This window comes from Roseomonas nitratireducens, assembly GCF_017813355.1.
In the GTDB taxonomy this organism is placed as follows: Bacteria; Pseudomonadota; Alphaproteobacteria; order Acetobacterales; family Acetobacteraceae; genus Neoroseomonas; species Neoroseomonas nitratireducens.
In genome coordinates this window covers 19,261-42,703 of sequence record NZ_JAGIYZ010000022.1, presented here as the reverse complement: position 1 = coordinate 42,703, position 23,443 = coordinate 19,261, and the positions used below count along the sequence as shown (strand labels likewise).

Genomic DNA, 23,443 nt, shown 5'->3' with positions numbered 1-23,443 from the left:
GCTAGAGATCCTTGAACACCGCCCAGAGGTCGTTCTTCCCCTCGAAGCCGATGCCCGGAAGGTCCGGCATGCGGATGCGGCCATCGACCACCGGCGTGCTGTCCGCGAAGCCGCCGAAGGGCGCGAAGACCTCCGGATAGGATTCGTTGCCGCCAAGCCCGAGCCCGACCGCGATGTTGAGCGCGAACTGGTGCCCGCCATGCGGCACGCAGCGGCGCGGCGACCAGCCGTGCTGCACCAGCATCTCCAGCGTGCGGAGATACTCGACCAGACCGTAGGACAGCGCCGGGTCGAACTGCAGCACGTCCCGGTCCGGCCGCAGCCCGCCATGGCGGATCAGGTTGCGCGCGTCGAGCATGGAGAACAGGTTCTCCCCGGTCGCGAGCGGCGGCGCGTATTGCTCGGCAAGCACCGCATGGGTCGCGTAGTCGAGCGGGTCGAGCGGTTCCTCGTACCAGCGCAGCCGGAAGGGCTGCAGCGCGGCGCCGTAGGTGAGCGCGGCATGCAGCCCGAAGCGCCCGTTGACGTCGACGGCGAGGCGGGATCCGTCGCCGCCCAGCAGCTTCAGCACGGCCTCGATGCGGGCGAGGTCCTCGGCCAGCGCGTCCTTCAGCGGCGTGCCCGGCGCGCCGCCGATCTTCATCTTCACCGTGGTGTAGCCGAGGCCGAGATAACGCTTCATCTCCTCGACCAGCGCATCGACGCCCTTGCCCGGGTAGTAGTAGCCGCCGGCGGCGTAGACCCAGGCGGACTCCTCCGCCTGGCCGCGGCGATGGCGGTCGGCGAGCAGCTTCCACAGTGGCTTGCCTTCCAGCTTCGCCGCCGCGTCCCACAGCGCCATGTCGAGCACGCCGACCGCGACGGAGCGGTCGCCATGCCCGCCCGGCTTCTCGTTGCGCATCATCGCGGCCCAGGCGCCGGCGACGTTCAGCGTGCCGTCCTTGGCGGTCAGCGTCGCCTCGTCGCAGGCTTCGAGGCGGGGGATAAACCGTTCCGTCAGCAGCCCGGGCTGGGCGTAGCGGCCGTTGGAATTGAAGCCGTAGCCGGTGGCGCTGCGGCCGGCGCCGTCTTCCACCGTGATGGCGACGACGCTCGCCGTCATCTTGGAGAAGTCGATATAGGCGTTGGCAATGGCGCTGCTGATGGGCACGACGCCCTGGCGGATGGAGGCGATGCGCATGCGGGACGTCCTCGGGCCTGCGGAAGCGCGGTTTCCTAGCGGCGGGCGGCTTGGCGCGCAAACAGCAGCAGGCCTACAGCACTATCCGATCACACTGAATCAGTGTGATCGAATTTCGTGCTGTAGAATCAATGGTTTCTGGAGCAAGAGATCCGATCGGCCGTTTCCGGCCGGTCGGATATTGCTCTAGCATCGTCGCGTATCGGAAACGGGAGCCTGCCATGACGACGCGACGCCTCCTTCTCGGCCTGGCGGCCGGCACCGCGCTGGCCGGGCCCGCCGCCGCGCAGGGCGAATGGCCCGCCAGGTCCATCCGCATGATCTCGCCCTTCCCGCCGGGCGGTGCCGCCGACCTGCTGGCGCGCGCGCTGGCGGAGGAGCTGACGCCGCTCCTCCGGCAATCGGTGGTGGTGGAAAACCGCACCGGCGCGGGCGGCAGCGTCGGCACGGAAGCGACGGTGCGCGCGGCGCCGGACGGCTACACGCTGGTGATGGGCAGCACCGGGCCGCTCGCCATCAACCCGGCGCTGCAGCGCCTTTCCTACGATCCGGAGCGTGACCTGGTGCCCATCGCCCTGGTTGCCGCGGTGGCCTCGGTGCTGGTGGTGCATCCTTCGGTCAACGCGCGCACGCTGGCGGATCTGCTGGCCCTCGCGCGGGCGGAGCCGGGGCGGCTGAACTACGGGTCCTCCGGCATCGGATCGGCGCAGCACCTGTTCTCGGAACTGGTGAAGCAGCAGGCGAATGTGGACATCACCCACGTGCCCTATCGCGGCACCGGGCCGGCGATGGTCGATACCGTCGGCGGGCGGCTGACCATGATGTTCGACACCACGCCGACGGCGCTGCCGCATATCCGCGACGGGCGGGTGCGGCCGCTCGCCGTCACCTCGGCGCGGCGCGACCCGGCGCTGCCCGACGTGCCGACGATCGGGGAGACGCTGCCGGGCTACGAGGCGCTCGGCTGGTACGGCATCCTCGGCCCCGCCGGCACGCCCGCCGCGGTGGTCGAGCGCATGAACCGGGAGGTCAATGCGCTGCTGGGCCGGGCGGAATTCCGCGCGAAGCTCGCCGCGCAGGGCGTCGAGCCGATGGCCGGCACGCCGGCGGAATTCGCCGCGCTGATCGCCCGCGACCGCGCCCGCTGGGGCGAGGTGATCCGGCGCGGCAACATCCGCGCGGACTGACCCTTCAGACCGCCTTCGCCGCCTTCAGCGCCGCGATCTCCGCGGCGGTGAAGCCGAATTCCGCCAGCACCTCCTCGGTGTGCTGGCCACGCTCGGGCGTCGGGTTGCGCGCGCAATCCACGCCGGCGATCTGCATCGGCGCGCGCACCACGTCGAGCGATCCCAGTCGGGGATGCTGCACCGTCATCGCCACGCCCAGATGCTTCACCTGCTCGTCCGCGAAGACCTGGTCCATGGAATAGACCGGGCCGCAGGGCACGCCTTCCTTGTTGAACTTCGCGACCCAGTTGGCGGAGCTGTCGGTCTGCGTCACCCGCTCGATCATCGCGTTGACCTTGGCGCGGTTCTGGCTGCGCAGCTTGTCGGTGGCGATGTCGGGGTCGGCGGCCTCCGCCTCGAGGCCCAGCACCTTCACGATGCGGTCCCACATCACCTGGCCGCCGCCGGCGATGTTGATGACGCCGTCCGACGTTCGGAAAAGGCCCGTCGGGATGGTGGTCGGGTGGTCGTTGCCGGCCTGCTTCGGCACCTCCCCCTTCATCGTCCAGCGCGTCGCCTGGAAATCCATCATCGCGATCATGGCTTCCAGCAGCGAGACATGGACCCAGCGGCCGCGGCCCGTGACCTCCCGTTCCAGCAGCGCGACCATGATGCCGAGCGCGCAATAGAGCCCGGCGGTCAGGTCGGCGACCGGGATGCCGGCGCGCACCGGGCCCTGGCCGGGCAGGCCGGTGACCGACATCAGCCCGCCCATGCCCTGGGCGATCTGGTCGAAGCCCGGGCGCTTGGCATAGGGCCCGTCCTGCCCGAAGCCGGAGATGGACCCCAGCACGATCCGCGGGTTGATCGCGGCGAGGCTGTCGTAGTCGATGCCCAGGCGCGTCTTCACGTCCGGGCGGTAGTTCTCCACCACCACATCGGCGCGGGCGACCATGCGGCGGAAGGCCGCCAGGCCCTCGGGCGACTTCAGGTTCAGCGTCATGCCGCGCTTGTTGCGATGGACATGCTGGAAGTCCGGCCCGTCGCGCTCCCCGCCCAGGCCCTTGCCGGTATCGACCTCGTCCGTTGCCTCGATCTTGATGACGTTGGCGCCCCAGTCGGCCAGCTGGCGCACGCAGGTGGGGCCGGAGCGCACGCGCGTTAGGTCGAGCACGGTGAAGCGGGCAAGCGGCATCGTCATGGGGCATCCTCCTCGGCGGCGCTTCTGTTCGCATCGGCCGGGCGGGACGGCAAGACACCCGCTTGACGGCCCGGCCCAGCCCGCTACCCCTTGCGCCGAAGCCAAGGGACGGAGCGCCATGAGCGACGAGATTCTGCACGAGGTCCGCGAGGGCGGCATCGCCTGGACCACCTTCAACCGGCCGCAGGCGCGCAACGCCATGCTGTTCAGCATGTACCAGCGCATCCAGGAACTGGCCGCGCAGATCGACAAGGACCCGTCGATCCGCGTCTGGGTGCTGACCGGCGCCGGCGGCAAGGCCTTCGCCTCGGGCACCGACATCAGCCAGTTCCGCGAGTTCAAGACTGCCGAGGACGCGCTCGGCTACGAGGCGCGGATCGACAAGGTCCTCGGCGCGCTCGAGAACTGCAACACCCCGATCATCGCCGCCATCGCCGGCGCCTGCACGGGCGGCGGGCTCGGCATCGCGGGCTGCTGCGACATCCGCATCTGCGACACCTCTGCGCGGTTCGGGCTGCCGATCGCCAAGACGCTCGGCAACATCCTCAACATGAACAACTTCGCGCGCTTCTACGCGCTGGTCGGCCCGGCGGCGATCGCCGAGATGATCATGACCTCGCGCCTGTTCTCCTCGGCCGAGGCGAAGCACCTGGGCCTGGTGTCGGAAGTGCTGGACACGCCCGAGGCGGTGGCCGCGCGCGCCATGGAACTCGCCACCACCATGAAGGACCTGGCGCCTTTGACACTGAAGGCGACCAAGATCGCGCTGCGTCGCCTGCGCCACGCCGTCGGCGAGGTCGAGGGCGACGACCTGGTGACCATGTGCTTCACCAGCGCGGACTTCCAGGAAGGGGTGAGCGCCTTCCTCAACAAGCGTGCGCCGCAGTTCCAGGGGAAGTGATCCATCGCCGCACCGGCGCGCAAGACGCCGGGCGGCCAGCCGAGGAGGAAACGCCATGACCTTCCGCATCCCCCGCCGCGCGCTGGGTGCCGCGGCGCTCGCGCCGCTGGTGCCGGCGCCGGCGATCGCGCAGGCCTATCCGACGCGCGCCATCAGCCTTCTGGTCGGCTTCGCGCCGGGCGGCGGCACCGACATCATCAGCCGCTTCCTCGCCCCCGTGCTGCAGGAGGAATTCGGCCAGACCATCGCGGTCGAGAACCGCCCCGGCGCGTCCGGCACGCTCGCCGTGCTGGCCATGTCGCGCGCGCGGCCCGATGGCTACACGATGCTGATGACGACGATCAGCGCATCCGCCGTCGTGCCGCCGCTGATGAACCCGCCGCCCTTCGACATCCGCCGCGACCAGACCGCCGTCGTGCACGCCGCGACGGTGCCGCTGGTCGCCGTGGTGCCGGCCAATGCGCCCGACCGCAGCCTGCCCGAATTGCTGGAGCGGGCGCGACGGAACCCGGGGGTGCTGAATTATTCCTCCTCCGGCGTCGCGACGCAGCAGCACCTGGCGGCGGAGCTGCTGTCCTCGCAGGCGAATGTGCGCATGACGCATGTCCCCTTCCGCGGCACGGGCCAGGCGGTGAACGAGATCCTGGCCGGGCGCATCGACCTCGCGCTCGACACCTTCCCCACCTACCTGCCGCATATCCGCGCCGGGCGCGTGCGCGCGCTGGCGGTGACGATGCCGCAGCGCGTGGAATGGCTGCCGGAGACGCCGACCGTCGCCGAGCTCGGCTTCCCCGGCTTCGACGCCGTGGTCTGGTACATGCTGATGGCGCCGCCGGGCATCCCGCAGCCGATCGCCGACCGCTGGGTGGAGGCGGTGAACAAGGCCTATCGCAACGAGGATCTGCGCAAGCGGATCAGCGATGCCGGCTTCGTCATCGGCGGCGGCACGCAGCAGCAGGCGCAGGCGATGCTGCTGAACGACGCCGAGCGCTATGCCACGCTGGTGCGCAACGCCGCGATCCGGCTGGACTGACGGCCGGCGGCGGGCGGGCTATCCTGGGGGGCCTTCTTCCGGGAAACCCGCCATGAGCCTCGAACGCCGCAGCCTCCTCGCCGCCGCCCTGCTCGCCGCGCCTGCCGTGGCGCGCGCGCAGGGCGCCTATCCGGGCCGCCCCATCCGCATCGTCGTCCCCTTCGCGGCCGGCGGCATCATCGACGTCGTCGCGCGCATCGTCGCCGAACCGCTCTCGCGCCGCCTCGGCCAGCCCATCGTCATCGAGAACACGCCCGGCGCGGGCAGCACGATCGGCGCGCGCAACGTCATGCGCGCGCCCGCGGATGGCTACACGCTGCTGCTGAACGGCGCGGCGCATTCCGTCATTCCCGCGCTGTTTCCGGATGCGGGCGTCGATCCGGCGACGGATTTCGCCCCCATCGCGCTGCTGGGCGAACAGCCCTTCATCGCCGCCGTGCATCCTGGCGTGCCGGCGACCGACGTGCCGTCGCTTCTCGCCTGGCTGCGCAGCCGCAACGGGGAGGCGACATTCGCCACCACCGGCATCGGCGCCGCGTCGCACCTGGCGGGGGAACTGCTCAAGAAGCTCGCGGGGGTCGACTTCACCGTCGTGCAGTACCGCGGCACGCCGGCGGCGGTGACCGATTTCGTCGCCGGGCGCGTCGACTTCATGATCGACAGCCAGACGCTGCTCGCGCCCATGATGCAGGACGGCCGCGCCAAGGGCATCGCGGTGACGACGGCGCGGCGGTCGCGCCTGGTGCCGACGCTGCCGACCTTCCAGGAAGGCGGCGTAGCCGGCTACGAAACGTCCTCCTGGCAGGCGCTCTACGCGCCCGCGGCGACGCCCGCGCCGATCGTGCAGCTGCTCTCGGCCGCGACGCTCGAGGTCCTTGCCGATCCGGCCCTGCAGCAGCGCTATGCCGAGCGCGGCGTGGAACCGCGCACCGGCGACGCCGCCGCGCTGCGCAACTTCCTGCAAGCCGAGCTGCAGAAATGGTTGCCGATCCTGCGCGCCACCGGCGCACGCGCCGGCTGACGTCGATTAGGTTTGCTTTCGGGGGGCGGGAGGTCCATATCCCTCTCGTCACCTCGTCCGGTCCGCTTCGACGGACCCCGCTCTCCGTGCCTTTTCCAGGTTGAGCTTCAGCGATGGCGGCCCGTCGTGCGCATCAGCATGCCGGCACACCCGTCGCGCGTTTGCCCGCGCGACGGCATCACCGTCGCGCATGTCGTGCGGCGGCAACGCTCAACCCCGGAGATTCCGCATGAGCATCGGCACCGTCAAGTGGTTCAACGCGACCAAGGGCTATGGCTTCATCCAGCCCGAAGACGGCAGCAAGGACGTGTTCGTCCACATCAGCGACGTGCAGCGCTCGGGCCTCAACGGCCTGAACGAAGGCGACAAGGTCGAGTTCGAGCTGCAGCGCGGCCAGCAGGGCAAGCTTTCGGCGGGCAACCTCCGCCTCGCCTGACGCCTGCCAGGGGGCGGCCCTCGGGCCGCCCTTTCCTTTTCCTGAAGTCCGGAGCACGCCGATGGCGCGCAAGCCCAACTACGGCCAGCAGCGGGCCGACGTGAACCGCTCCAAGCAGGCGAAGAAGGAAGCGAAGCTGCGCGAACGCGAGGAAGCGGTCGCGAAGCGCAAGGCCGTCGCGGACGAGGAGGAGGCCGGTTCGCCCGCCCCGACCGAGACCGCGGGCCGCGACTGAGGGACCACGCGACATGGCCAGCAAGCCCGGCAGCAAGTCTGCCTTCGTCCTGTTCGATGTGATCTACGCCGACGGCAGCCGCCGCTCGAACCGCAAGGTGCCCGCCGAGATCCTCGGTGGCCTCGACGGCGACGAGCCCGCGCGCAAGGTCATCGAGGAACAGGACAACGAGATCGCCAAGGCGTCCGGCAAGGCGTCGCTCCCGATCGCGCAGCTTCTGCGCGTCGGCGGCAAGCGGAAGTAAAGGCCGGGGGAGGAGAAGCTCCCCCGAGCCTCCTTCCCTTCGTCTTTTATTCCGCGGCGCGGGCGGCCTGCGTCACCAGCGGGACGAGGCCGGGAAGGGCATTGCCTTCCCACAGCTGGGCCAGCAGCGCCTTGGCCTGCGCGGCGCCGATCACGTCCGATGTCAGCTCCAGGAACTTGTCCGACAGGTCGCCGTCGGTCAGCGGCGCGTCGGGGTCGCCCTTGCGCGTGTGCTGGTGGCGGTTCAGCACGCGGCCATCCTTCAGCCTGATCTCGACCTTGGCCGACCGCTTCGACGGGAAGGCCGCGGCGCATTCCGCGTCGAGCGCGACCGTCACCTTCGGCATCAGCGCGCGGATCGCGGGATCGGTCAGCCGGTCCGGCTCGAAGGCCGCGAGCCGCACCCCGCCATGCAGCAGCATCGTCGCCACCGTGAACTGGGTGGAGAAGCGGCAATCCTGTTCCGTCCGCGCATCCGGACGGTCGCAGACATCCTTGGTCGCCTTGTAGCCGCCGACCGCGATGGCGGCGACGTCGTCCGCCTTGAAGCCGTGTTCGAGCTGCAGGTCGCGCACGGCGTCGAGCGCCGCGAAGATGTGCCCGCAGCAGCCATGGTTCTTCACCGTCATGTCGGTGACGGCATAGGGCTTGCCGATGCCGGCCAGCGCCTTGTCCCACTTGCCGGTGTCCTCGCTCGTCGCCGCGGCGAAGCCGGCCGGGCCGTGCAGCACGTCCAGCGCGCCGGTCATGCCGCGCGCCGCCGCCATGGCGGCGAGCGCGCCGGCTTCCGCCGCATGCCCCGGATGCAGCGGCTTCGACATGCCTTCCCCGCGGAAGGCCTGCTGCAGCCCGCCCGCCATGGTCGCGGCGGTGGCGATCGCATGGGCGGTCCGGTCGGCGTCGCAGTCGAGCAGCACGGCCACGGCCGCCGCCGCGCCGAAGGTGCCGACGGTGCCGGTGGTGTGCCAGAAATCGTAGTGCGAGGGCTGCACCGCGACGCCGATGCGGCAGGACACCTCGTAGCCGGCAACGATGGCGCGCAGCAGCGCTTCCATTTCCGTCCCGCGGGACTGCGCCGCGGCGAGCGCCGCGGCGATGGTCGGGCAGCCCGGGTGATAGACGGCGTAGCGGTAGATGTCGTCGAACTCGACGGTGTGGGACGCCGTGCCGTTCACCAGCGCCGCGTGGCGCAGCGGCACGCGCCGCCCGGTCACGTAGCAGACGGCGCCGCCGCCGCCCCGCGTCTCGTCTTCCAGCGCGGCGGCGATCAGCGTTGCCGGCGGGCGGGGGCAGCCGGGCAGGGTGGCGGCGAACCAATCCACCAGTACGCGGCGGGCATGGTGCGCGACATCGGCGGGCATCTCCCGCGCCCGCCAGGACGCGGCATGATCGGCGAGGACGAGGAGCGGATTCGTCATGGCGTGCTGCTCACGCGTTGCCGCGGAGCACCTCCTTGTTGATGACGACGTCGGAATCGAGCTGGCCGCGGAAATAGGCGAAGATGCTCTCGGCGCAGGACAGGCCCATGCGCCGCGTGGACTGTTCCGTCGCGGCGGCCGAATGCGGCGAGACCACGACGTTCGGGAAGTCGAGGAAAGGCAGCTTCGTGGTGACGGGTTCCTCCCAGAACACGTCGAGGCCGACGGCGCCGAGGTGCCCCGACTTCAGCGCGTTGGTCAGCGCGGCTTCGTCGACCAGGGTCCCGCGGGCGGTGTTGATGTAGGCCGCGCCCGGCTTCATCGCGGCGAGGAAGGCGGCGTTGACCATCCCCCGCGTCTCGGGGTTCGAGGGGCAATGCGTGGTGACGATGTCCGCCTGCGCCAGCCCTTCGTGCAGCACCTTCACCGGCGTGAAGCCCGCGCCCTTGATGGTGTTCTGCGGGATGTAGGGGTCGTGCACCAGCACGTTCATGCCGAAGGCGCCGCAGAGCCTGGCCACGCGCCCGCCGATCCGCCCGAAGCCCACCACCAGCACGGTCTGCCCGGCCAGGTCGAAGGTCTTGATCGAGGGCTTCGGCCCCCAGTCCAGCGCCTTCGTGTTGCGGTCGTAGTCGATGGTGCGGCGCGCCGTCGTCAGCATTAGCATCAGCGCGTGCTCGGCGACCGACACGGCGTTCGCGTCGGGCGTCACGGTCAGCGGGATGCCGCGTTCCGTCAGCGCCTCCACATCCACCGCGTCGTAGCCGACGCCGTGCCGGGCGCAGATGCGCAGCATCGGCGCGTTGGCGAGGAAGGCGCGGTCGATCCGCGTCGCGCGCACGATGATCGCATCCGCGGTCTTAATCGGCTCGGCGAGCGTCTCGGGCGTGACGGGGTCGAGCAGCGTGACCGTGGTGCCGGGCTCGGAGCGCAGGCGCTCCATGGCATCCGGGTGCAGCGGGCGGAGGCAGACGATGTGCGGCATGCGACGATCCTATTCCACGCGGGCGCCGGACAGGCGGACGAGTTCCGCCCATTTCGGGATCTCGGCGGCGACGAAGGCGGCGAAGGTCTCGGGGTCCGACCCGACCGGGTCGCTGCCCTGCTCGGCGATCTTGGCGCGCACCGCATCGGTGCGCAGCGCGGCGGCGACCTCGGCGGCGATGCGGCGCACGGCGGCGGGCGGCGTGCCGGCCGGGGCGAACAGGCCGTTCCACAGCGCGACCTCGTAGCCCGGGATCGTCTCCCCGATCGTCGGGACGTCCGGCAGCAGGCCGGACCGGCGGGCCGTGGTGACGGCCAGCGCGCGCAGCCGGTTCGCGCGCACATGCTCGATCACCTCGACCAACGGCGTCGCGATGGCGTCGATCTTGCCGCCCAGCAGGTCGGTCACCGCCGGGGCGCCGCCGCGATAGGAGACGTGGGTGATCTCGATCCCCGTCCGCGCCGCGAGCACCGCGGCCGCGATGTGCTGGGAGGAGCCGGAGCCGGCATTGCCGAAATTCAGCGTCCCCGGCCGGGCCTTCGCCAACGCGACCAGCTCCGCCAGGTTCCGCGCCGCCAGGTCCGGCCGCACGACGAGCAGGTTCGGCACGAAGGCCACCTGGCTGATCGGTGAAAAGTCGCGCAGCGGGTGGAAGGGCAGGTTGCGGTACAGCGCGGGGTTGGTGGCGTGGGTGGAACTGGTCGTCAGCAGCAGCGTCAGCCCGTCCGGCGTCGCGCGGGCGACGGCCTCGGCGCCGATGTTGCCGCCGGCGCCGGGGCGGTTTTCCACCAGCACGGGCTGGCCGAGCCGCGCGGTCAGCGCTTCGGCCACCACGCGCGCCGTCAGGTCCGTCCCGCCGCCGGCGGCGAAGGGGACGATCACGCGGACCGGGCGGTCCGGGCTCCACGGCGCCTGGGCGAGGGCCGGGCGTGCCGCGATGAGCGCGGCGGCGCCGGCGAGAAGCGTGCGACGGTGCATGGCGTTCCTCCCTGGATATGGGCCGCGCCGCCGGTCTCCGCCGGCTTGGCGCGGCGCGCTAAAGCTGGTGGTGCGCCGCCGGGCCGAGAATGGCCTCCCGCATGCGGTTCTGGATGATCGAACCGTCGCGCGGCGGCAGGACGAGCTTCTTGCTGGCCTCGTCGATCTTGGCGACCGCGAAGAAGGGGCCTTCGCCGGCATGCAGCGCCGCCTTCAGCGCAGGCACCTCCTCGGCCTTCGTCACGAACATGGTCCGCTCGAAGCCCGCGCCGCGCGCCATGGCGACGAGGTCGACGCCGTGCCGCGTGGCCGTCTCCTGCATCCCGGTCTCGCCGTAGTGCTCGTTGTCCTGCACCACGATGGACAGGTTGCGCGGCTTCTTCACCGCGATGGTGGCGAGCGCGCCGATGCCCATCAGCATCTCCCCGTCGCCGGTCAGGACCAGCACGGGGCGGGAAGGCTGCGCGAGCGCGAGGCCGAGGCCGATCATGGCCGCGCCCCCCATGCCGCCCCACAGCGGCAGGTTCAGCGGATGGTCGCCCACCGCGGTGATGTCCCAGGCGGGCGCGCCGAGGCCGGCGATGCAGACCATCTCCCCGCGGTCGGCGAGCAGCGCGCGCGCCAGCTCACGGCGGTCGAGCTTTCCGGAAGGTGCGAGCATCGTCTCAGTCCTTGCCGAAGGTCTTCGCGCCGATGACGCGCTGGCCGATCAGCGTCGCGGTCGGGCGGAAGGTGTTGAAGGCCATGCGGATCGTGGCATCCACGGTGGGCGCGATGTCCTCGGGCGTGTCGGCGCGCTTCACGATGGTGCCCATCGCCTCCAGCACCGCCTGGGTCGCATTGCCCATCGGGACCTGGGCCGGGTTGAATTCGCCGAAATCGCCGCGCATCGTCACCAGCATCGGCATCGGGCAGCGATGGATGTGGCTGAGCGAGAGCATGTTGATGCAGTTGCCGACGCCGGAGGACTGCATCAGCAGCACCCCCTTGTCGCCGCCGAGCCAGGCGCCCTGGAGCAGGGCGATCCCCTCCTCCTCGGTCGTCAGCGTCGTCACGGCAATGCTGTTGTCGGCCAGGCAGCGCTTGATCAGGCGCGAGTGACCGGCATCGGGCACCAGGCAGACCTGGCGGATCTCGTGCTTCTTCAACAGGTCGAAGATCTGGTCGGGCCAGGACGCTGCGGCGTCGGGGGCCTTGTCGATCGCATTCTGGTCCATGCGTTTCCTCGGGACGAAGTCGGCGCATCCTAGGGGCGCGCGGCGGGCTGGCAAGGTCGCCCGGGGCACACCATCATGGCTGGCATGGCCTTCGCGCAGACCATCGGCGGCACGCGCTACGTCTTCGGGGACCTGAAGACGCTGCTGGCGCGCGCCACCCCCTTCCGGTCGGGGGATGCGCTGGCGGGGGTCGCGGCGGCCTCGGCGGCCGAACGGGTCGCGGCGCAGCGGGCGCTGGCGGACCTGCCGCTCGCGCATTTCCTGGACGAGGCGGTGATCCCCTACGAGGCGGACGAGGTCACGCGCCTCATCCTCGACCGGCATGACGCGGCCGCCTTCGCCCCGGTGCGCAGCCTGACGGTCGGCGGCTTCCGGGACTGGCTGCTGGCGGCGGAGCCCGCGGCCGTGACGGCGCTCGCCCGCGGCCTCACACCCGAGATGGTCGCGGCAACGGCGAAGATCATGCGCGTCGCGGACCTGATCCAGGTCGCCGCGAAGTGCCGCGTCGTCACGCGCTTCCGCAACACGATCGGGCTGGCGGGCACGCTGTCGATCCGCCTGCAGCCGAACCACCCGACCGACGATCCGCGCGGCGTCGCGGCCGGCGTGCTGGACGGGCTGCTGCTCGGCGCCGGGGACGCGGTGATCGGCGTGAACCCCGCGACCGACAATGTCGAGGCGGTGATGCGGTTGCTCGAGATGCTCGACCGGGTGCGGGACCGCTTCGACATCCCGACCCAGAGCTGCGTCCTGTCGCATGTGACCACGACGATGCTGGCGATGGAGCGCGGCGCGCCTGTCGATCTGGTGTTCCAGTCGGTCGGCGGGACGGAGGGGGTGAACCGGTCCTTCGGCGTCTCGCTCGCCTTGCTGAAGGAGGCGCGGGAGCAGGCGCTGGCGCTGAAGCGCGGCACGCTCGGCGACAACGTCATGTACTTCGAGACCGGGCAGGGCAGCGCGCTGTCCGCCGATGCCCATCACGACGTCGACCAGCAGACGATCGAGGCGCGGTCCTATGCCGTGGCGCGCGAATTCTCGCCCCTGCTGGTGAACAGCGTCGTCGGCTTCATCGGCCCGGAATACCTGTTCGACGGCAAGCAGATCCTGCGTGCGGGGCTGGAGGACCATTTCTGCGGCAAGATGCTCGGCCTGCCGATGGGGGTCGATGTCTGCTACACCAACCACGCGGAAGCGGACCAGGACGACATGGATGCGCTCCTGGCGTGCCTCGCGGCCGCGGGCGTGACCTACGTAATGGGCGTGCCGGGGGCGGATGACGTGATGCTCGCCTACCAGTCCACCTCCTTCCACGATGGCCTGACCGCGCGCGCCGTCTTCGGCAAGCGCGCCGCGCCGGAATTCGAGGCGTGGCTCGCGCGCATGGGCATCGGCGCCGACGGGGACCGCATCCCCGCGCGGCTGTCGCCCGCGCTGATCGGGCTGACGTGAGCGCGCCCGATGATCGCAGCGCCGAAGGGCGCGGAGATCCGGATCGGTCGCGCGAAACAAGCGCGACGACCGCCTGGCGCGACCTGCGCCGCTTCACCGATGCCCGCGTCGGGCTCGGCCGCACCGGCACCGCACTGCCGACCGCGGCGCATCTCGACTTCCAGGAAGCGCATGGTCGCGCGCGGGACGCGGTGTGGTCGGCGCTCGATCCTGCCGCGCTGCGCCAGGCGCTCGCGCCGCTTGGCTCGCCGGTGCTGCATGTTCGCAGCGCCGCGCCGGAGCGCCGCACGTACCTCCTGCGTCCCGATCTCGGTCGGCGACTGGCCGAGGGCGCCACGCTGCCTTCCGCACCCGGCAGCGTTGCCTTCGTTGTCGCCGACGGGCTCTGCGCGACCGGCGTACAGCGCCACGCGCCCGCCGTGCTGGAACGGCTGATCCCCGCGCTGCCCCTGCCCGTCGGTCCGATCCTGGTGGCCGAACAGGCGCGTGTCGCGCTGGGGGATGAGGTCGGCGAACGCATCGGCGCCGCGGCGGTGGTGGTGCTGATCGGCGAAAGGCCCGGGCTGTCGGCGACCGACAGCCTCGGCCTCTACATCACCTGGGCGCCGCGGCGCGGGCGCACGGATGCCGAGCGCAACTGCATCAGCAATGTACGCCCCGGCGGGCTCTCATATGGGGAGGCCGCGGCCAAGGCCGCCTGGCTGCTGCGCGCCGCGGCGGGGCTGGGCGCGACCGGCGTCGCGCTGAAGGACGAGATGCCCGCAGGCGTCCTGCCCGCGCCATGAGCATCCGCGTCACGGGCCGCATCGCGTTGGACGAGGCCGAGATCGAGGAGGATTTCCTCCGCGCCTCCGGCCCCGGCGGGCAGAACGTCAACAAGGTGGAGACGGCGGTGCAGCTGCGCTTCGCCGCCATGGCATCGCCCAACCTGTCGGACGCGGTGAAGGCGCGGCTTGCGACGCTCGCCGGCCGGCGCATGACCAAGGACGGCGTGCTCGTCATCACCGCCCAGCGCCACCGCATGCGGGAGAGGAACCGGGAGGACGCGCTGGAGCGGCTGCTCGCGCTGATCCGGGACGCCGCGACGCCGCCCCCGCCGCCGCGCAAGGCGACGAAGCCGACGCTCGGGTCCAAGGTGCGGCGGCTGGAAGGCAAGGCGCGGCGCGGGGCGACGAAGCGGCTGCGCGGGGCGCGGGATATCGACTGACGCGACCGCCCCGCGCGCCTCAACACCGTTTCAGCGCGAGCGCGCAAAGGCCGCTGTAGTCGTTCCGGCTGTCGCCGCCCCCGCCGCCCGAACCGGCCGCGAGGGCGGCGATCGCGCCAATGGCAACGACGCCGAGGACCGTGACGACCGTCGCGGTGGTGTTCGCGCTGTCGGCGCGCTGGTTCGCGCAGGTCTCGATTTCCGCGCTGTCCGCGTGCTCGGCGCGGCAGGCCGGGCGATAGTCGTCAGGTGTGGCGCAGGCCGCGAGAAGGGCCGCCGCCGCGATTGTCGCGGCGAAACGATTGGCGCGCATGGGCATTTCCTCCGCTCCCGGGCGCCTTGCCCGGCGTCACGAAATCGTGAGCATCCATGCATGATTCTGAATTGATCGACCGCAAGCGGTGGCTGCGACGCCACGAAAAAGGGGCGCGGCCTTGCGGTCCGCGCCCCCGTCGAAGTCGGCCCGCGTGGCCGGCGATCAGGCCGCCTTGGCCATCCCGCGCAGCACGTAGTGCAGGATGCCGCCGTTCCGGTAGTACTCGACCTCGTCTGCCGTATCGACGCGGCACATCACCTGCGTCTTCACCTGCGTGCCGTCGGCGCGCGTGAAGACCACGTCCATCATCATGCGCGGCGAGAGGTTCTCAACGCCCATGATGTCGACCGTCTCGTCGCCGGTCAGGCCCAGCGAGGCGCGGCTCTCGCCGTCCTTGAACACGAGCGGCAGCACGCCCATGCCCACCAGGTTCGAGCGGTGGATGCGCTCGAAGGATTCGGCGATGACGGCCTTCACGCCGAGCAGGAAGGTGCCCTTCGCCGCCCAGTCGCGGGAGGACCCGGTGCCGTATTCCTTGCCGCCGATCACCACCAGCGGCACGCCTTCGCGCTTGTAGCGCATCGCCACGTCGTAGATCGGCGCCACTTCGCCCGAGGGATGGTGCTTCGAGATGCCGCCTTCGACGCCGGGGACCATCTCGTTCTTGATGCGGATGTTGGCGAAGGTGCCCCGCATCATCACTTCATGGTTGCCGCGGCGCGCGCCGTAGCTGTTGAAGTCCGCCTGCCGCACCTGGTGTTCCAGCAGGTACTCGCCGGCCGGCGAGGCCTTCTTGATCGAACCGGCCGGGGAGATGTGGTCGGTCGTGATGGAATCGGCCAGCTGCGCCAGGATGCGCGCGCCCTTGATGGACCCGACCGCGGCCGGCTCCATCGTCATACCCTCGAAATAGGGCGGGTTCTGCACGTAGGTGGACCCCGAGTTCCAGCGATAGGTGTCGCTGTCGGCGTCGACGCGGATGGCCTGCCACTGCTGCGGGCCCTTGAACACGTCGCCGTACTTGGACTGGAACATCTCGCGCGTCACCACGGCGTGCACCGTGTCGGAGACTTCCTTCTGAGTCGGCCAGATGTCCTTCAGGAACACCGGCTGGCCGTCCTTGCCCGTGCCGAGCGGCTCCTTCGTCAGGTCCTTCTTCACCGTGCCAGCGAGCGCATAGGCGACGACCAGCGGCGGGGAAGCGAGGTAGTTCGCGCGGACATTGGCATGCACGCGCCCTTCGAAGTTGCGGTTGCCCGACAGGACGGAGGTGACCACCAGCTTGTTGTTCTCGACCGCGTCCACGATCGGGTCCGCCAGCGGGCCGGAATTGCCGATGCAGGTGGTGCAGCCATAGCCGACGGTCTGGAAGCCCAGCGCGTCGAGATGCGTCTGCAGCCCGGACTTGGTCAGGTATTCGGTCACGACCTGCGAGCCGGGGGCGAGGGAGGTCTTCACCCAGGGCTTCGCCGTCAGGCCCTTCTCCACCGCCTTCTTGGCCACGAGGCCGGCGGCCACGAGGACATAGGGGTTGGAGGTGTTGGTGCAGGAGGTGATCGCCGCGATCACCACGTCCCCGTGCCCGAGATCGTAGTTCGCGCCGGCCACCGGCACGCGCAGCTCGGCCTTGTCGCCCGGCACGCCCATGGTGCCGGCGGCGAGGTCCTTGCCGAAGGCGCCGGCGACATTGCCCAGCGCCACGCGGTCCTGCGGCCGCTTCGGCCCGGCCATGGAGGGTTCGACCGTCGAGAGGTCGAGTTCCAGCGTGTCGGTGAAGACCGGGTCCGGCATGCCCTTCTCGTGGAACATGCCCTGCGCCTTGAGGTACTCGCGCGCCAGGTTGATGCGATGCTCGTCGCGGCCGGAGACGCGCAGGTAGTCGAGCGTCGTCTCATCGACGGGGAAGAAGCCGCAGGTCGCGCCGTATTCCGGCGCCATGTTGCCGATCGTCGCGCGGTCGGCCAGCGGCAGGTCGTCGAGGCCCGCGCCGAAGAATTCCACGAACTTCCCGACCACGCCCTTCTTGCGCAGCATCTGCGTGACGGTCAGCACGAGGTCGGTCGCGGTCACGCCTTCCTTAAGCTTCCCCGTCAGCTTGAAGCCGATCACGTCGGGGATGAGCATGGCGATGGGCTGGCCGAGCATCGCGGCCTCGGCCTCGATCCCGCCGACGCCCCAGCCCAGCACGCCGAGGCCGTTGACCATCGTCGTGTGGCTGTCCGTGCCGTAGCAGCTGTCGGGGAAGGCGAAGGTCTCGCCCGTGTCGGTCGCGGTCCAGACCACCTGCGCGAGGTATTCCAGGTTCACCTGGTGGCAGATGCCCGTGCCCGGAGGGACGACGCGGAAGTTGTTGAAGGCTTCCTGGCCCCAGCGGAGGAACTCGTAGCGTTCCCCGTTGCGCTCGAACTCGACGTCCACGTTCTTCTGCAGCGCGGCGGCGGAGCCGGAGAAATCCACCATCACCGAGTGGTCGATGACGAGGTCGACGGGCACCAGCGGGTTCACCTTGCGCGGATCGCCGCCGAGCTTGAGCAGCGCGTCGCGCATGGCCGCGAGGTCGACCACCGCGGGCACGCCGGTGAAGTCCTGCAGCAGGATGCGCGCGGGGCGGAACGGCACTTCCTTGGTGGAGCGCCCTTCCTTCACCCATTCGGCGATCTTCTTCGCGTCGTCGACGGTGTAGGAGCGCCCGTCCTCGAAGCGCAGCACGTTCTCCAGCAGCACCTTGAGGCTGTAGGGCAGGCGCGAGATGTCGCCGATGCTCTTGGCCGCCTCGGGCAGGCTGAAGTAGTGATAGGTCTTGCCGTCCACGTTGAGGGTACGGCGGGTCTTCAGGCTGTCCTGCCCGATCATCCGCATGGTCGCGTTGCCCTTCCTCAGTATGGCGCGGCCGTTCGCGGCCGCACAAACGGGCGGTTTAAAGCATGGCGGCCGGCAACGGTCCATGGATGGGGGCGGGTTTGACTGAGGTCGGCGGGGCGGTGCTGGAGGTGCGCGACCTCGCCTGCCTCAGGGTCGAGCGGGCGGTGATCGCTGGCCTTTCGTTCCGGGTGGCGGCGGGATCGGCCGTGCTGCTGACCGGCGCCAACGGCGCGGGGAAGTCCACGCTGCTGCGCCTGCTCGCCGGGCTGCTGCGCCCGGCGGAGGGCGCGATCCTCTGGCGGGGGGAGGATGTGGCGGCGGACCCCGGCGCCCATGCCGCGCGGCTGCGCTACCTCGCCCACCAGGATGCGGTGAAGCCGGCGCTGACGGTCGCCGAGAACCTCGATTTCTTCGCCCGGCTCTGGGGCGGGGACGTCGCCCCGGCGCTCGCCGCCCTGGGGCTCGAGGCGCTGGCGGAACTGCCGGGGCGGGTCCTGTCCTCAGGCCAGAAGCGAAGGCTGGCGCTGGCGCGCCTGGCGCTCGCCCCCGCGCCGCTGTGGCTGCTGGACGAGCCGACGACGGGCCTCGACGCCGCCTCGGTCGAGCGGCTGCGGCCGCTGCTCGCGGCGCACCGCGCGGCGGGCGGAATCGTGCTGGCCGCGACGCATATCCCGCTGCCGATCGAGGATGCCGAGGAATTGCGCCTGTGACCGCCTTCCTCGCCCTGCTGGGCCGGGAGGTCCGCCTGGCGCTGCGCCACCCGGCGGACACGCTGGCGGCCGTGCTGTTCTTCGTGATCGTCGCCGCGCTGTTTCCCTTCGGCGTCGGGCCGGCGCCGGAGACGCTGGCGCGCATCGCCCCCGGCGCGTTGCTGGCGGCCGCGCTGCTCGCCGCGCTGCTGCCGCTCGACAGGATGTTCGGCGCGGATGCGGAGGACGGGACGCTCGACCAGCTGCTGGTCTCCGGCCTGCCTCGGGCCGGGATCGCCGGGGCCAAGGCGCTGGCGCACTGGATCACGACGGGATGGCCGCTGATGGCGGCGACGCCGGTCGCCGCGGCGATGCTGAACCTGCCGGTGGAAGCCTGGGGCACGGCGATCGCGGCGCTGGCGCTGGCGACCGCGCTGCTGTCGCTGCTCGGCACGGCGGGGGCGGCGCTGACGCTGGGCGCGCGGCGGGGCGGGGTGCTGCTGCCGCTGCTGGTGCTGCCGCTGGCGATCCCCGCGGTGATCTTCGGCGCGGCGGCGATCGAGGCGGCGGGGGCGGGCCTGTCCCCGGCGCCCTTCCTGCTGCTGCTTGGGGCGGGGGTTTCGCTGGCGGTGCCGCTCGCGCCGCTGGCGGCGGGGGCCGCGCTGACGGGCGATTAGGGGCTGCCGACGCGGGCGCCGCGCGATCTCATCCGTCGCCCGATATCACATTTTCGTGACATGTGTTTATTTTTGTCGAATTCCCTTGCTTTGGGACGGCCTGCGCGAATCACGCCAAGTCATGCAATTTCCCTAAGTCCCTGATCACGAACACGTTTCCTGGCGCCGCGGGCAGCGCCGGGCCGCTGCGCAACCGCATCCGGGCGCCAAATGCGATTCCTCGCGCTGGCAGCGCTACCGCTGGTCGCTGGCCCCCGTAAGCCGTTTGGTGATTCTCTTGCGCTATCAAAACCGCTGCCTCGCCAGGATGACGAGAGCGCGGAGACACCGCCGGACGCAGCCAGAGGGGCGGCCCCGCGTCCGCAACGCCAGGAAGGATTGGTCGCCCATGGCCGATGTCGATTCCGGACCGAACCCCGAGGACGTGATCATCACCCTGCGCCCGGTCGCCGGCGGGTCGAGCACGATCGAGATCGATCGGCTCGAGGACGGCTCCTACCGCGCCACGCATCGCGCCGGGCTCGGCTCGCTCGAGCTCTGCCGCACCGGCGACCTCGAGCGCCTGCTGCGCCAGCTGAACGAGGCGCTCGTCACCGGCACCCAGTCCGGCTACGTCGCCGCGGTCCGCAGCCTGCACGCGCAGGACCAGTCCCGCCGCGCCTGACCGGCGCTATTCGGCGCGGAAGGGGCGCGCCAGCAGGCGCGCCATCGCCTCCGCGACCGTGATCCGCTCGGCGACCAGTTCCGCCACTGCGGCGCAGATCGGCAATTCCACGCCCACCGCCGCGGCCCGCGCCACCAGCGCCGGCGCAGTCTTCACCCCCTCGGTCACGCCGGCGCGGCCTGCCAGCACATCGCCCAGCCTTTCCCCGCGCCCGAGCGCCAGGCCCAGCGACATGTTCCGGCTGCCGGGCCCCGCCGCGGTCAACACCAGGTCGCCGAGGCCCGTCAGCCCCGCCGCCGTCTCCGCCCGGCCGCCGAGCGCCACCGCCAGCCGCGACAGTTCCGCCAGGCCGCGGGTCACCAGCGCCGCGCGCGCATTCTCGCCCAGCCCCGCGCCGATCACTGCGCCCGCCGCGATGGCGATGACGTTCTTGGCCGCCCCGCCGACCTGCGCGCCGACCGGATCCTCCCCCGCATAAAGCCGGAAGGCGGCCGAGCCGAGCAGCGCCAGCCCCGCCTCCCGCAGCGCCGGATCGGCGGCCGCGACGACGGCCGCCGCCGGCAGGCCGCGCGCGACCTCATGCGCGAAATTGGGGCCGGAGAGCACGCCGGCGGACCGGTCGGGATGCGCCTCCGCCACCACCTCGAGCGGCAGGCGCTGCGTCGCGGCCTCGACCCCCTTCGCGCAGACCAGCATCGGCGCGCCCCGTGCCGGCAGGCGGGCCAGCACGCCGCGCAGCGCCTGCACGGGCACCACGCACAGCACGAGCGCTGCGCCGTCGAGCGCCGCCGCCGCATCCGCCGTCACCGCCATCGCCGCTGGCAGGGCCGCGCCCGGGAGGTATCGGGTGTTCTCCCGCGCCGCGGCGATCTCGCCCGCGCGCGCGGGGTCGCGCGCCCACAGCACGACATCGCGGCCGGCCCGGGCGGCCTGGAGCGCCAGCGCGGTGCCCCAGGCCCCGGCGCCAAGGACGGCGATCTTCATGCCGGGCGTCCCGGCGGCGGGCGAAGCGCGCCAGCGGGTCTGCGCGTGCGGAACGGAAGGGCAGGCTGATGCGGCATGGCGCGAGGGTAGCATCGCATGGCGCGATGTCTGCCCCGCCGGCCCCGTCGCCGAGCGACGCCCGGGGCCGGGGCGCGATCAGCGGGCTGCCGCCGGCGGACCTCAGATTTACGGAGGCGTGAGCATAACTTGCCATCAACGCTCATTTATTATTGAGGATTGGTTGGGCCACGGTATTACCCTGCACCCTCAACGGGCGCCGCGGCACCGCCGACGGCCGGGGAGAGGAACATGGACACCGGATCCGGGCGTTGGCGGCCGCGCGCATCGTGCGGAGAAGGCGAGGCCGAGAACGCGTCCGCGGATCGGAACGCCGCGATCCGCCCCCTCGTCGTGTCCACGACAGGCCTTCCGCCGAACCAGCAGTTCGAGGCGTGGCGCGACCTCTGCGTGCCGTATCTCGACACCGGCCGCCCACGAACGCCGCCCGCATCCGGCTTCCAGGCGAGCGGCACGGCGCTGCCCTTCGGGTCCTTCATGTACTACCACGCCGCCCTGCCGCCCTACGACTACAGCCGCACCCCGGCGCGCATCCGGCGCGACTCCCTCGACCACTGGATCGTCGCGGTGTGCAAGCGCGGCACGCAGCGCCAGCGCAGCGGCGACGACGACGTCGTCTTCCGGCCCGGCGTTCCCTACGTGCTGACCATGGCCCGCACCTTCGAGGCCGAGCGCGAAGGCGCGGAGATGGAATGGCAGTCCCTGTTCCTCGCGCGCGATGCGGTGCAGGAGCTGGAGCCTATGCTCTCCGCCGCGCTCAACGCGCCGCTCGAGGGCCCGGCGGGCCGCATGCTCGCATCCTTCCTCGACAGCATGCGCGAGGAGGCCGGGCAGTTCCGCACGAGCGACCTGCCGCACCTGGCCTCGGTGACCAAGGCCATGCTCGCCGCGGCGCTCAACAGCCGCTGCGAGAGCGTCGATGCCGCGCGGCCGCAGCTCGAGCACCTTCAGCTCGCGCGCATCAAGCGGCTGATCCGCGAGAAGCTCGGCTCCGCGACGCTGGGCCCCGCCCGCCTCTGCGCGATGAGCGGCGTGTCCCGCTCGGCGCTGTACCGGTTGTTCGAGCCGCTCGGCGGCGTGGCCCGGCACATCCAGCGTGAAAGGCTGGGCGCGGCCTACCGGCTGCTCGCCGACCCGGCCGACCGGCGCGGCATCGCGCAGGTGGCCGAGGCCGTCGGCTTCTTCGAGCCGTCGAGCTTCAGCCGTGCCTTCCGCGCGGAGTTCGGCATCGCGCCGCGCGACCTGCGCGCCGCCGCGCTCGAGGGCAGGACGGATGTCTTGGCCCGGGCCCAGCCGAGCGCGGACGGCGGCGCGCCGAACGTCAGCCAGATCCTGCGGCGCCTCTAGCTCGCCCGCAGCGGCGCTTTGGAACCCTCCGTCCAGTGGCGGGACGCGGGGTCGATCCGTGCCGCGCCCGCGCTTGTTAGGCTGCCGCGATGTTGGTCCATGTCCATGCGATCCCGGCGATGAACCGGCGCTCGGCGTCCGCCCATGCATGAGCGGCTGCACGCCGAGGAGGCCATCGGCCCCGCCGCCGTCTCCACCGGCAACCTGCCGCCGCCCGGCACGGTCTCGGCCCTGGTGCGGGAGGCGCATGAGCGCTACGGCGCCGTGGCCGACGGCACCGTCGCGGACTACATCCCCGCCTTGGCCAAGGCCGACCCCGCCTGGTTCGGCATCTGCGTCGCCGGCGTGAACGGGCAGACCTTCGCGATCGGCGAGGCGGCGCTGCCCTTCTCGATCCAGTCCATCTCCAAGCCCTTCGTCTTCGCGCTGGTGTGCGAGGCGCTCGGCGGCGGGCGCGCGCGCGCGGCGATCGGCGTCAACGCCACCGGCCTGCCCTTCAACTCGGTCATGGCGATCGAGCTGAACGGGGAGCGCACCGTGAACCCGATGGTGAACGCGGGCGCGATCGCGACGACGAGCCTGGCCCCCGGCGCGAACGCCGAGGAACGCTGGCGCTTCATCCGCGAGGGCCTGTCCCGCTTCGCCGGGCGCGAGCTGGCGATGGACGAGGAGGTCTATGCCTCCGAAGCCGCGACCAACCAGCGCAACCAGGGCATCGCCCGGCTGCTGCACGGCTACGGGCGGATGTATTGCGACCCGGACGAGGCGACGGACATCTACACGCGCCAATGCGCGGTCAACGTCACCGCGCGCGACCTTGCCGTGATGGGCGCGACGCTGGCCGATGGCGGCGTGAATCCGGTGACGAAGGAACGCGTGCTGGAACCCGAGAGGTGCCGCCGCGTCCTCGCCGTCATGGCGACCGCCGGGCTCTACGAGCAATCCGGCGACTGGCTGTATGAGATCGGCCTTCCCGGCAAGAGCGGCGTCGCCGGCGGCATCGTCGCCATCGCCCCGGGCAAGGGCGGGCTCGGCGTCTTCTCACCGCCGCTCGATGCCGCGGGCAACAGCGTGCGCGGGCAGCTCGTCACGCGCTTCCTGTCGGAACGGCTGGGACTGAACCTCTTCGCCTCCGCCCCCGTGGGCTAGGGGTGGG

At 71.4% G+C, this 23,443-nt stretch carries 25 protein-coding genes; 15 read left to right on the top strand and 10 right to left on the bottom strand.

The genetic code is table 11. The features are described from left to right. Position 1: 1 nt before the first annotated feature. Entirely contained in the window at positions 2 to 1,180 is a 1,179-nt protein-coding gene (locus J5Y09_RS19355; protein ID WP_209353467.1) for an enolase C-terminal domain-like protein, read from the bottom strand. 221 nt (positions 1,181 to 1,401) lie between these two features. Here J5Y09_RS19355 and J5Y09_RS19350 point away from each other — a divergent pair, with 221 nt between their 5' ends. Continuing rightward, positions 1,402 to 2,367 carry a Bug family tripartite tricarboxylate transporter substrate binding protein gene (locus J5Y09_RS19350; RefSeq protein WP_209353466.1) on the top strand — a complete coding sequence of 322 codons (966 nt, stop codon included), beginning with the start codon at positions 1,402 to 1,404 and terminating at the stop codon, positions 2,365 to 2,367. A gap of 4 nt (positions 2,368 to 2,371) precedes the next feature. On the opposite strand, the gene J5Y09_RS19345 is transcribed toward J5Y09_RS19350, so the two are convergent. Continuing rightward, positions 2,372 to 3,547 (bottom strand): CaiB/BaiF CoA transferase family protein, encoded by a 1,176-nt coding sequence (locus J5Y09_RS19345; RefSeq protein ID WP_209353465.1) that lies wholly within the window; start codon positions 3,545 to 3,547, stop codon positions 2,372 to 2,374. Positions 3,548 to 3,665: 118 nt separating this feature from the next. Here J5Y09_RS19345 and J5Y09_RS19340 point away from each other — a divergent pair, with 118 nt between their 5' ends. The 6 genes from J5Y09_RS19340 to J5Y09_RS19315 all read left to right on the top strand — a co-directional run bounded on the left by J5Y09_RS19340 (position 3,666) and on the right by J5Y09_RS19315 (position 7,417). Continuing rightward, a complete protein-coding gene (locus J5Y09_RS19340; protein ID WP_209353464.1) occupies positions 3,666 to 4,448 on the top strand; it encodes an enoyl-CoA hydratase/isomerase family protein in 783 nt (260 codons plus the stop codon). Between the two features lie 55 nt (positions 4,449 to 4,503). Beyond that, positions 4,504 to 5,481, top strand: coding sequence for a Bug family tripartite tricarboxylate transporter substrate binding protein (locus J5Y09_RS19335; RefSeq protein WP_209353463.1), 978 nt, complete (start codon positions 4,504 to 4,506; stop codon positions 5,479 to 5,481). Positions 5,482 to 5,533: 52 nt separating this feature from the next. Then, entirely contained in the window at positions 5,534 to 6,502 is a 969-nt protein-coding gene (locus J5Y09_RS19330; RefSeq protein WP_209353462.1) for a Bug family tripartite tricarboxylate transporter substrate binding protein, read from the top strand. A gap of 229 nt (positions 6,503 to 6,731) precedes the next feature. Then, positions 6,732 to 6,938, top strand: coding sequence for a cold-shock protein (locus tag J5Y09_RS19325; protein WP_198374655.1), 207 nt, complete (start codon positions 6,732 to 6,734; stop codon positions 6,936 to 6,938). A gap of 61 nt (positions 6,939 to 6,999) precedes the next feature. Further along, entirely contained in the window at positions 7,000 to 7,173 is a 174-nt protein-coding gene (locus tag J5Y09_RS19320; RefSeq protein ID WP_209353461.1) for a hypothetical protein, read from the top strand. A gap of 13 nt (positions 7,174 to 7,186) precedes the next feature. After that, positions 7,187 to 7,417 (top strand): hypothetical protein, encoded by a 231-nt coding sequence (locus J5Y09_RS19315; RefSeq protein WP_209353460.1) that lies wholly within the window; start codon positions 7,187 to 7,189, stop codon positions 7,415 to 7,417. 46 nt (positions 7,418 to 7,463) lie between these two features. Here the strand turns inward: J5Y09_RS19315 and J5Y09_RS19310 are convergent, their stop codons facing one another. From J5Y09_RS19310 to J5Y09_RS19290, 5 genes are read right to left on the bottom strand one after another with little or no spacing between them, the layout of a single operon-like run. Next, positions 7,464 to 8,834 (bottom strand): MmgE/PrpD family protein, encoded by a 1,371-nt coding sequence (locus J5Y09_RS19310; RefSeq protein WP_209353459.1) that lies wholly within the window; start codon positions 8,832 to 8,834, stop codon positions 7,464 to 7,466. Positions 8,835 to 8,844: 10 nt separating this feature from the next. Beyond that, positions 8,845 to 9,819 carry a hydroxyacid dehydrogenase gene (locus J5Y09_RS19305; RefSeq protein WP_209353458.1) on the bottom strand — a complete coding sequence of 325 codons (975 nt, stop codon included), beginning with the start codon at positions 9,817 to 9,819 and terminating at the stop codon, positions 8,845 to 8,847. 9 nt (positions 9,820 to 9,828) lie between these two features. Then, positions 9,829 to 10,797 carry a Bug family tripartite tricarboxylate transporter substrate binding protein gene (locus tag J5Y09_RS19300; protein WP_209353457.1) on the bottom strand — a complete coding sequence of 323 codons (969 nt, stop codon included), beginning with the start codon at positions 10,795 to 10,797 and terminating at the stop codon, positions 9,829 to 9,831. A 58-nt stretch (positions 10,798 to 10,855) separates the two neighbouring features. Continuing rightward, the gene (locus tag J5Y09_RS19295) at positions 10,856 to 11,458 is read right to left on the bottom strand and encodes a thiamine pyrophosphate-dependent enzyme (protein ID WP_209353456.1); all 603 of its coding nucleotides are present in this window, start codon (positions 11,456 to 11,458) and stop codon (positions 10,856 to 10,858) included. A gap of 4 nt (positions 11,459 to 11,462) precedes the next feature. Then, positions 11,463 to 12,014 (bottom strand): thiamine pyrophosphate-binding protein, encoded by a 552-nt coding sequence (locus J5Y09_RS19290; protein ID WP_209353455.1) that lies wholly within the window; start codon positions 12,012 to 12,014, stop codon positions 11,463 to 11,465. Positions 12,015 to 12,098: 84 nt separating this feature from the next. Between J5Y09_RS19290 and J5Y09_RS19285 the strand changes: the two genes are divergently transcribed. From J5Y09_RS19285 to arfB, 3 genes are read left to right on the top strand one after another with little or no spacing between them, the layout of a single operon-like run. Further along, the gene (locus J5Y09_RS19285) at positions 12,099 to 13,463 is read left to right on the top strand and encodes an ethanolamine ammonia-lyase subunit EutB (protein ID WP_209353496.1); all 1,365 of its coding nucleotides are present in this window, start codon (positions 12,099 to 12,101) and stop codon (positions 13,461 to 13,463) included. Further along, a complete protein-coding gene (gene eutC / locus J5Y09_RS19280) occupies positions 13,460 to 14,248 on the top strand; it encodes an ethanolamine ammonia-lyase subunit EutC (protein WP_209353454.1) in 789 nt (262 codons plus the stop codon). The genes J5Y09_RS19285 and eutC overlap by 4 nt, the downstream gene beginning before the upstream one ends. Next, positions 14,245 to 14,670: an alternative ribosome rescue aminoacyl-tRNA hydrolase ArfB gene (gene arfB, locus J5Y09_RS19275; protein ID WP_209353453.1), complete on the top strand. Its 426-nt coding sequence runs from the start codon at positions 14,245 to 14,247 to the stop codon at positions 14,668 to 14,670. The genes eutC and arfB overlap by 4 nt, the downstream gene beginning before the upstream one ends. A gap of 19 nt (positions 14,671 to 14,689) precedes the next feature. Here arfB and J5Y09_RS19270 read toward each other — a convergent pair whose 3' ends face one another. Next, the gene (locus J5Y09_RS19270; protein ID WP_209353452.1) at positions 14,690 to 14,983 is read right to left on the bottom strand and encodes a hypothetical protein; all 294 of its coding nucleotides are present in this window, start codon (positions 14,981 to 14,983) and stop codon (positions 14,690 to 14,692) included. A gap of 165 nt (positions 14,984 to 15,148) precedes the next feature. After that, the gene (gene acnA, locus J5Y09_RS19265; RefSeq protein WP_209353451.1) at positions 15,149 to 17,845 is read right to left on the bottom strand and encodes an aconitate hydratase AcnA; all 2,697 of its coding nucleotides are present in this window, start codon (positions 17,843 to 17,845) and stop codon (positions 15,149 to 15,151) included. A 101-nt stretch (positions 17,846 to 17,946) separates the two neighbouring features. Here acnA and ccmA point away from each other — a divergent pair, with 101 nt between their 5' ends. The 3 genes from ccmA (at position 17,947) to J5Y09_RS19250 (ending at position 19,878) form a co-directional block, all read left to right on the top strand. Further along, positions 17,947 to 18,558 carry a heme ABC exporter ATP-binding protein CcmA gene (gene ccmA / locus J5Y09_RS19260; protein WP_245217241.1) on the top strand — a complete coding sequence of 204 codons (612 nt, stop codon included), beginning with the start codon at positions 17,947 to 17,949 and terminating at the stop codon, positions 18,556 to 18,558. Further along, complete coding sequence (gene ccmB, locus J5Y09_RS19255) at positions 18,555 to 19,214, top strand: heme exporter protein CcmB (RefSeq protein ID WP_209353450.1); 660 nt, start codon at positions 18,555 to 18,557, stop codon at positions 19,212 to 19,214. Before ccmA ends, ccmB begins: the two co-directional genes overlap by 4 nt. Before the next feature lie 388 nt (positions 19,215 to 19,602). Beyond that, complete coding sequence (locus J5Y09_RS19250; protein ID WP_209353449.1) at positions 19,603 to 19,878, top strand: hypothetical protein; 276 nt, start codon at positions 19,603 to 19,605, stop codon at positions 19,876 to 19,878. Between the two features lie 6 nt (positions 19,879 to 19,884). Here the strand turns inward: J5Y09_RS19250 and J5Y09_RS19245 are convergent, their stop codons facing one another. Then, positions 19,885 to 20,862, bottom strand: coding sequence for an NAD(P)H-dependent glycerol-3-phosphate dehydrogenase (locus tag J5Y09_RS19245; protein ID WP_209353448.1), 978 nt, complete (start codon positions 20,860 to 20,862; stop codon positions 19,885 to 19,887). Positions 20,863 to 21,273: 411 nt separating this feature from the next. On the opposite strand from J5Y09_RS19245, the gene J5Y09_RS19240 reads away from it, so the two are divergent. After that, on the top strand, positions 21,274 to 22,287 hold the full coding sequence (locus J5Y09_RS19240; protein WP_209353447.1) for a helix-turn-helix domain-containing protein: 1,014 nt from the start codon (positions 21,274 to 21,276) through the stop codon (positions 22,285 to 22,287). 144 nt (positions 22,288 to 22,431) lie between these two features. Continuing rightward, a complete protein-coding gene (gene glsA, locus J5Y09_RS19235; protein ID WP_209353446.1) occupies positions 22,432 to 23,436 on the top strand; it encodes a glutaminase A in 1,005 nt (334 codons plus the stop codon). The last annotated feature ends 7 nt before the right edge of the window (positions 23,437 to 23,443 follow it).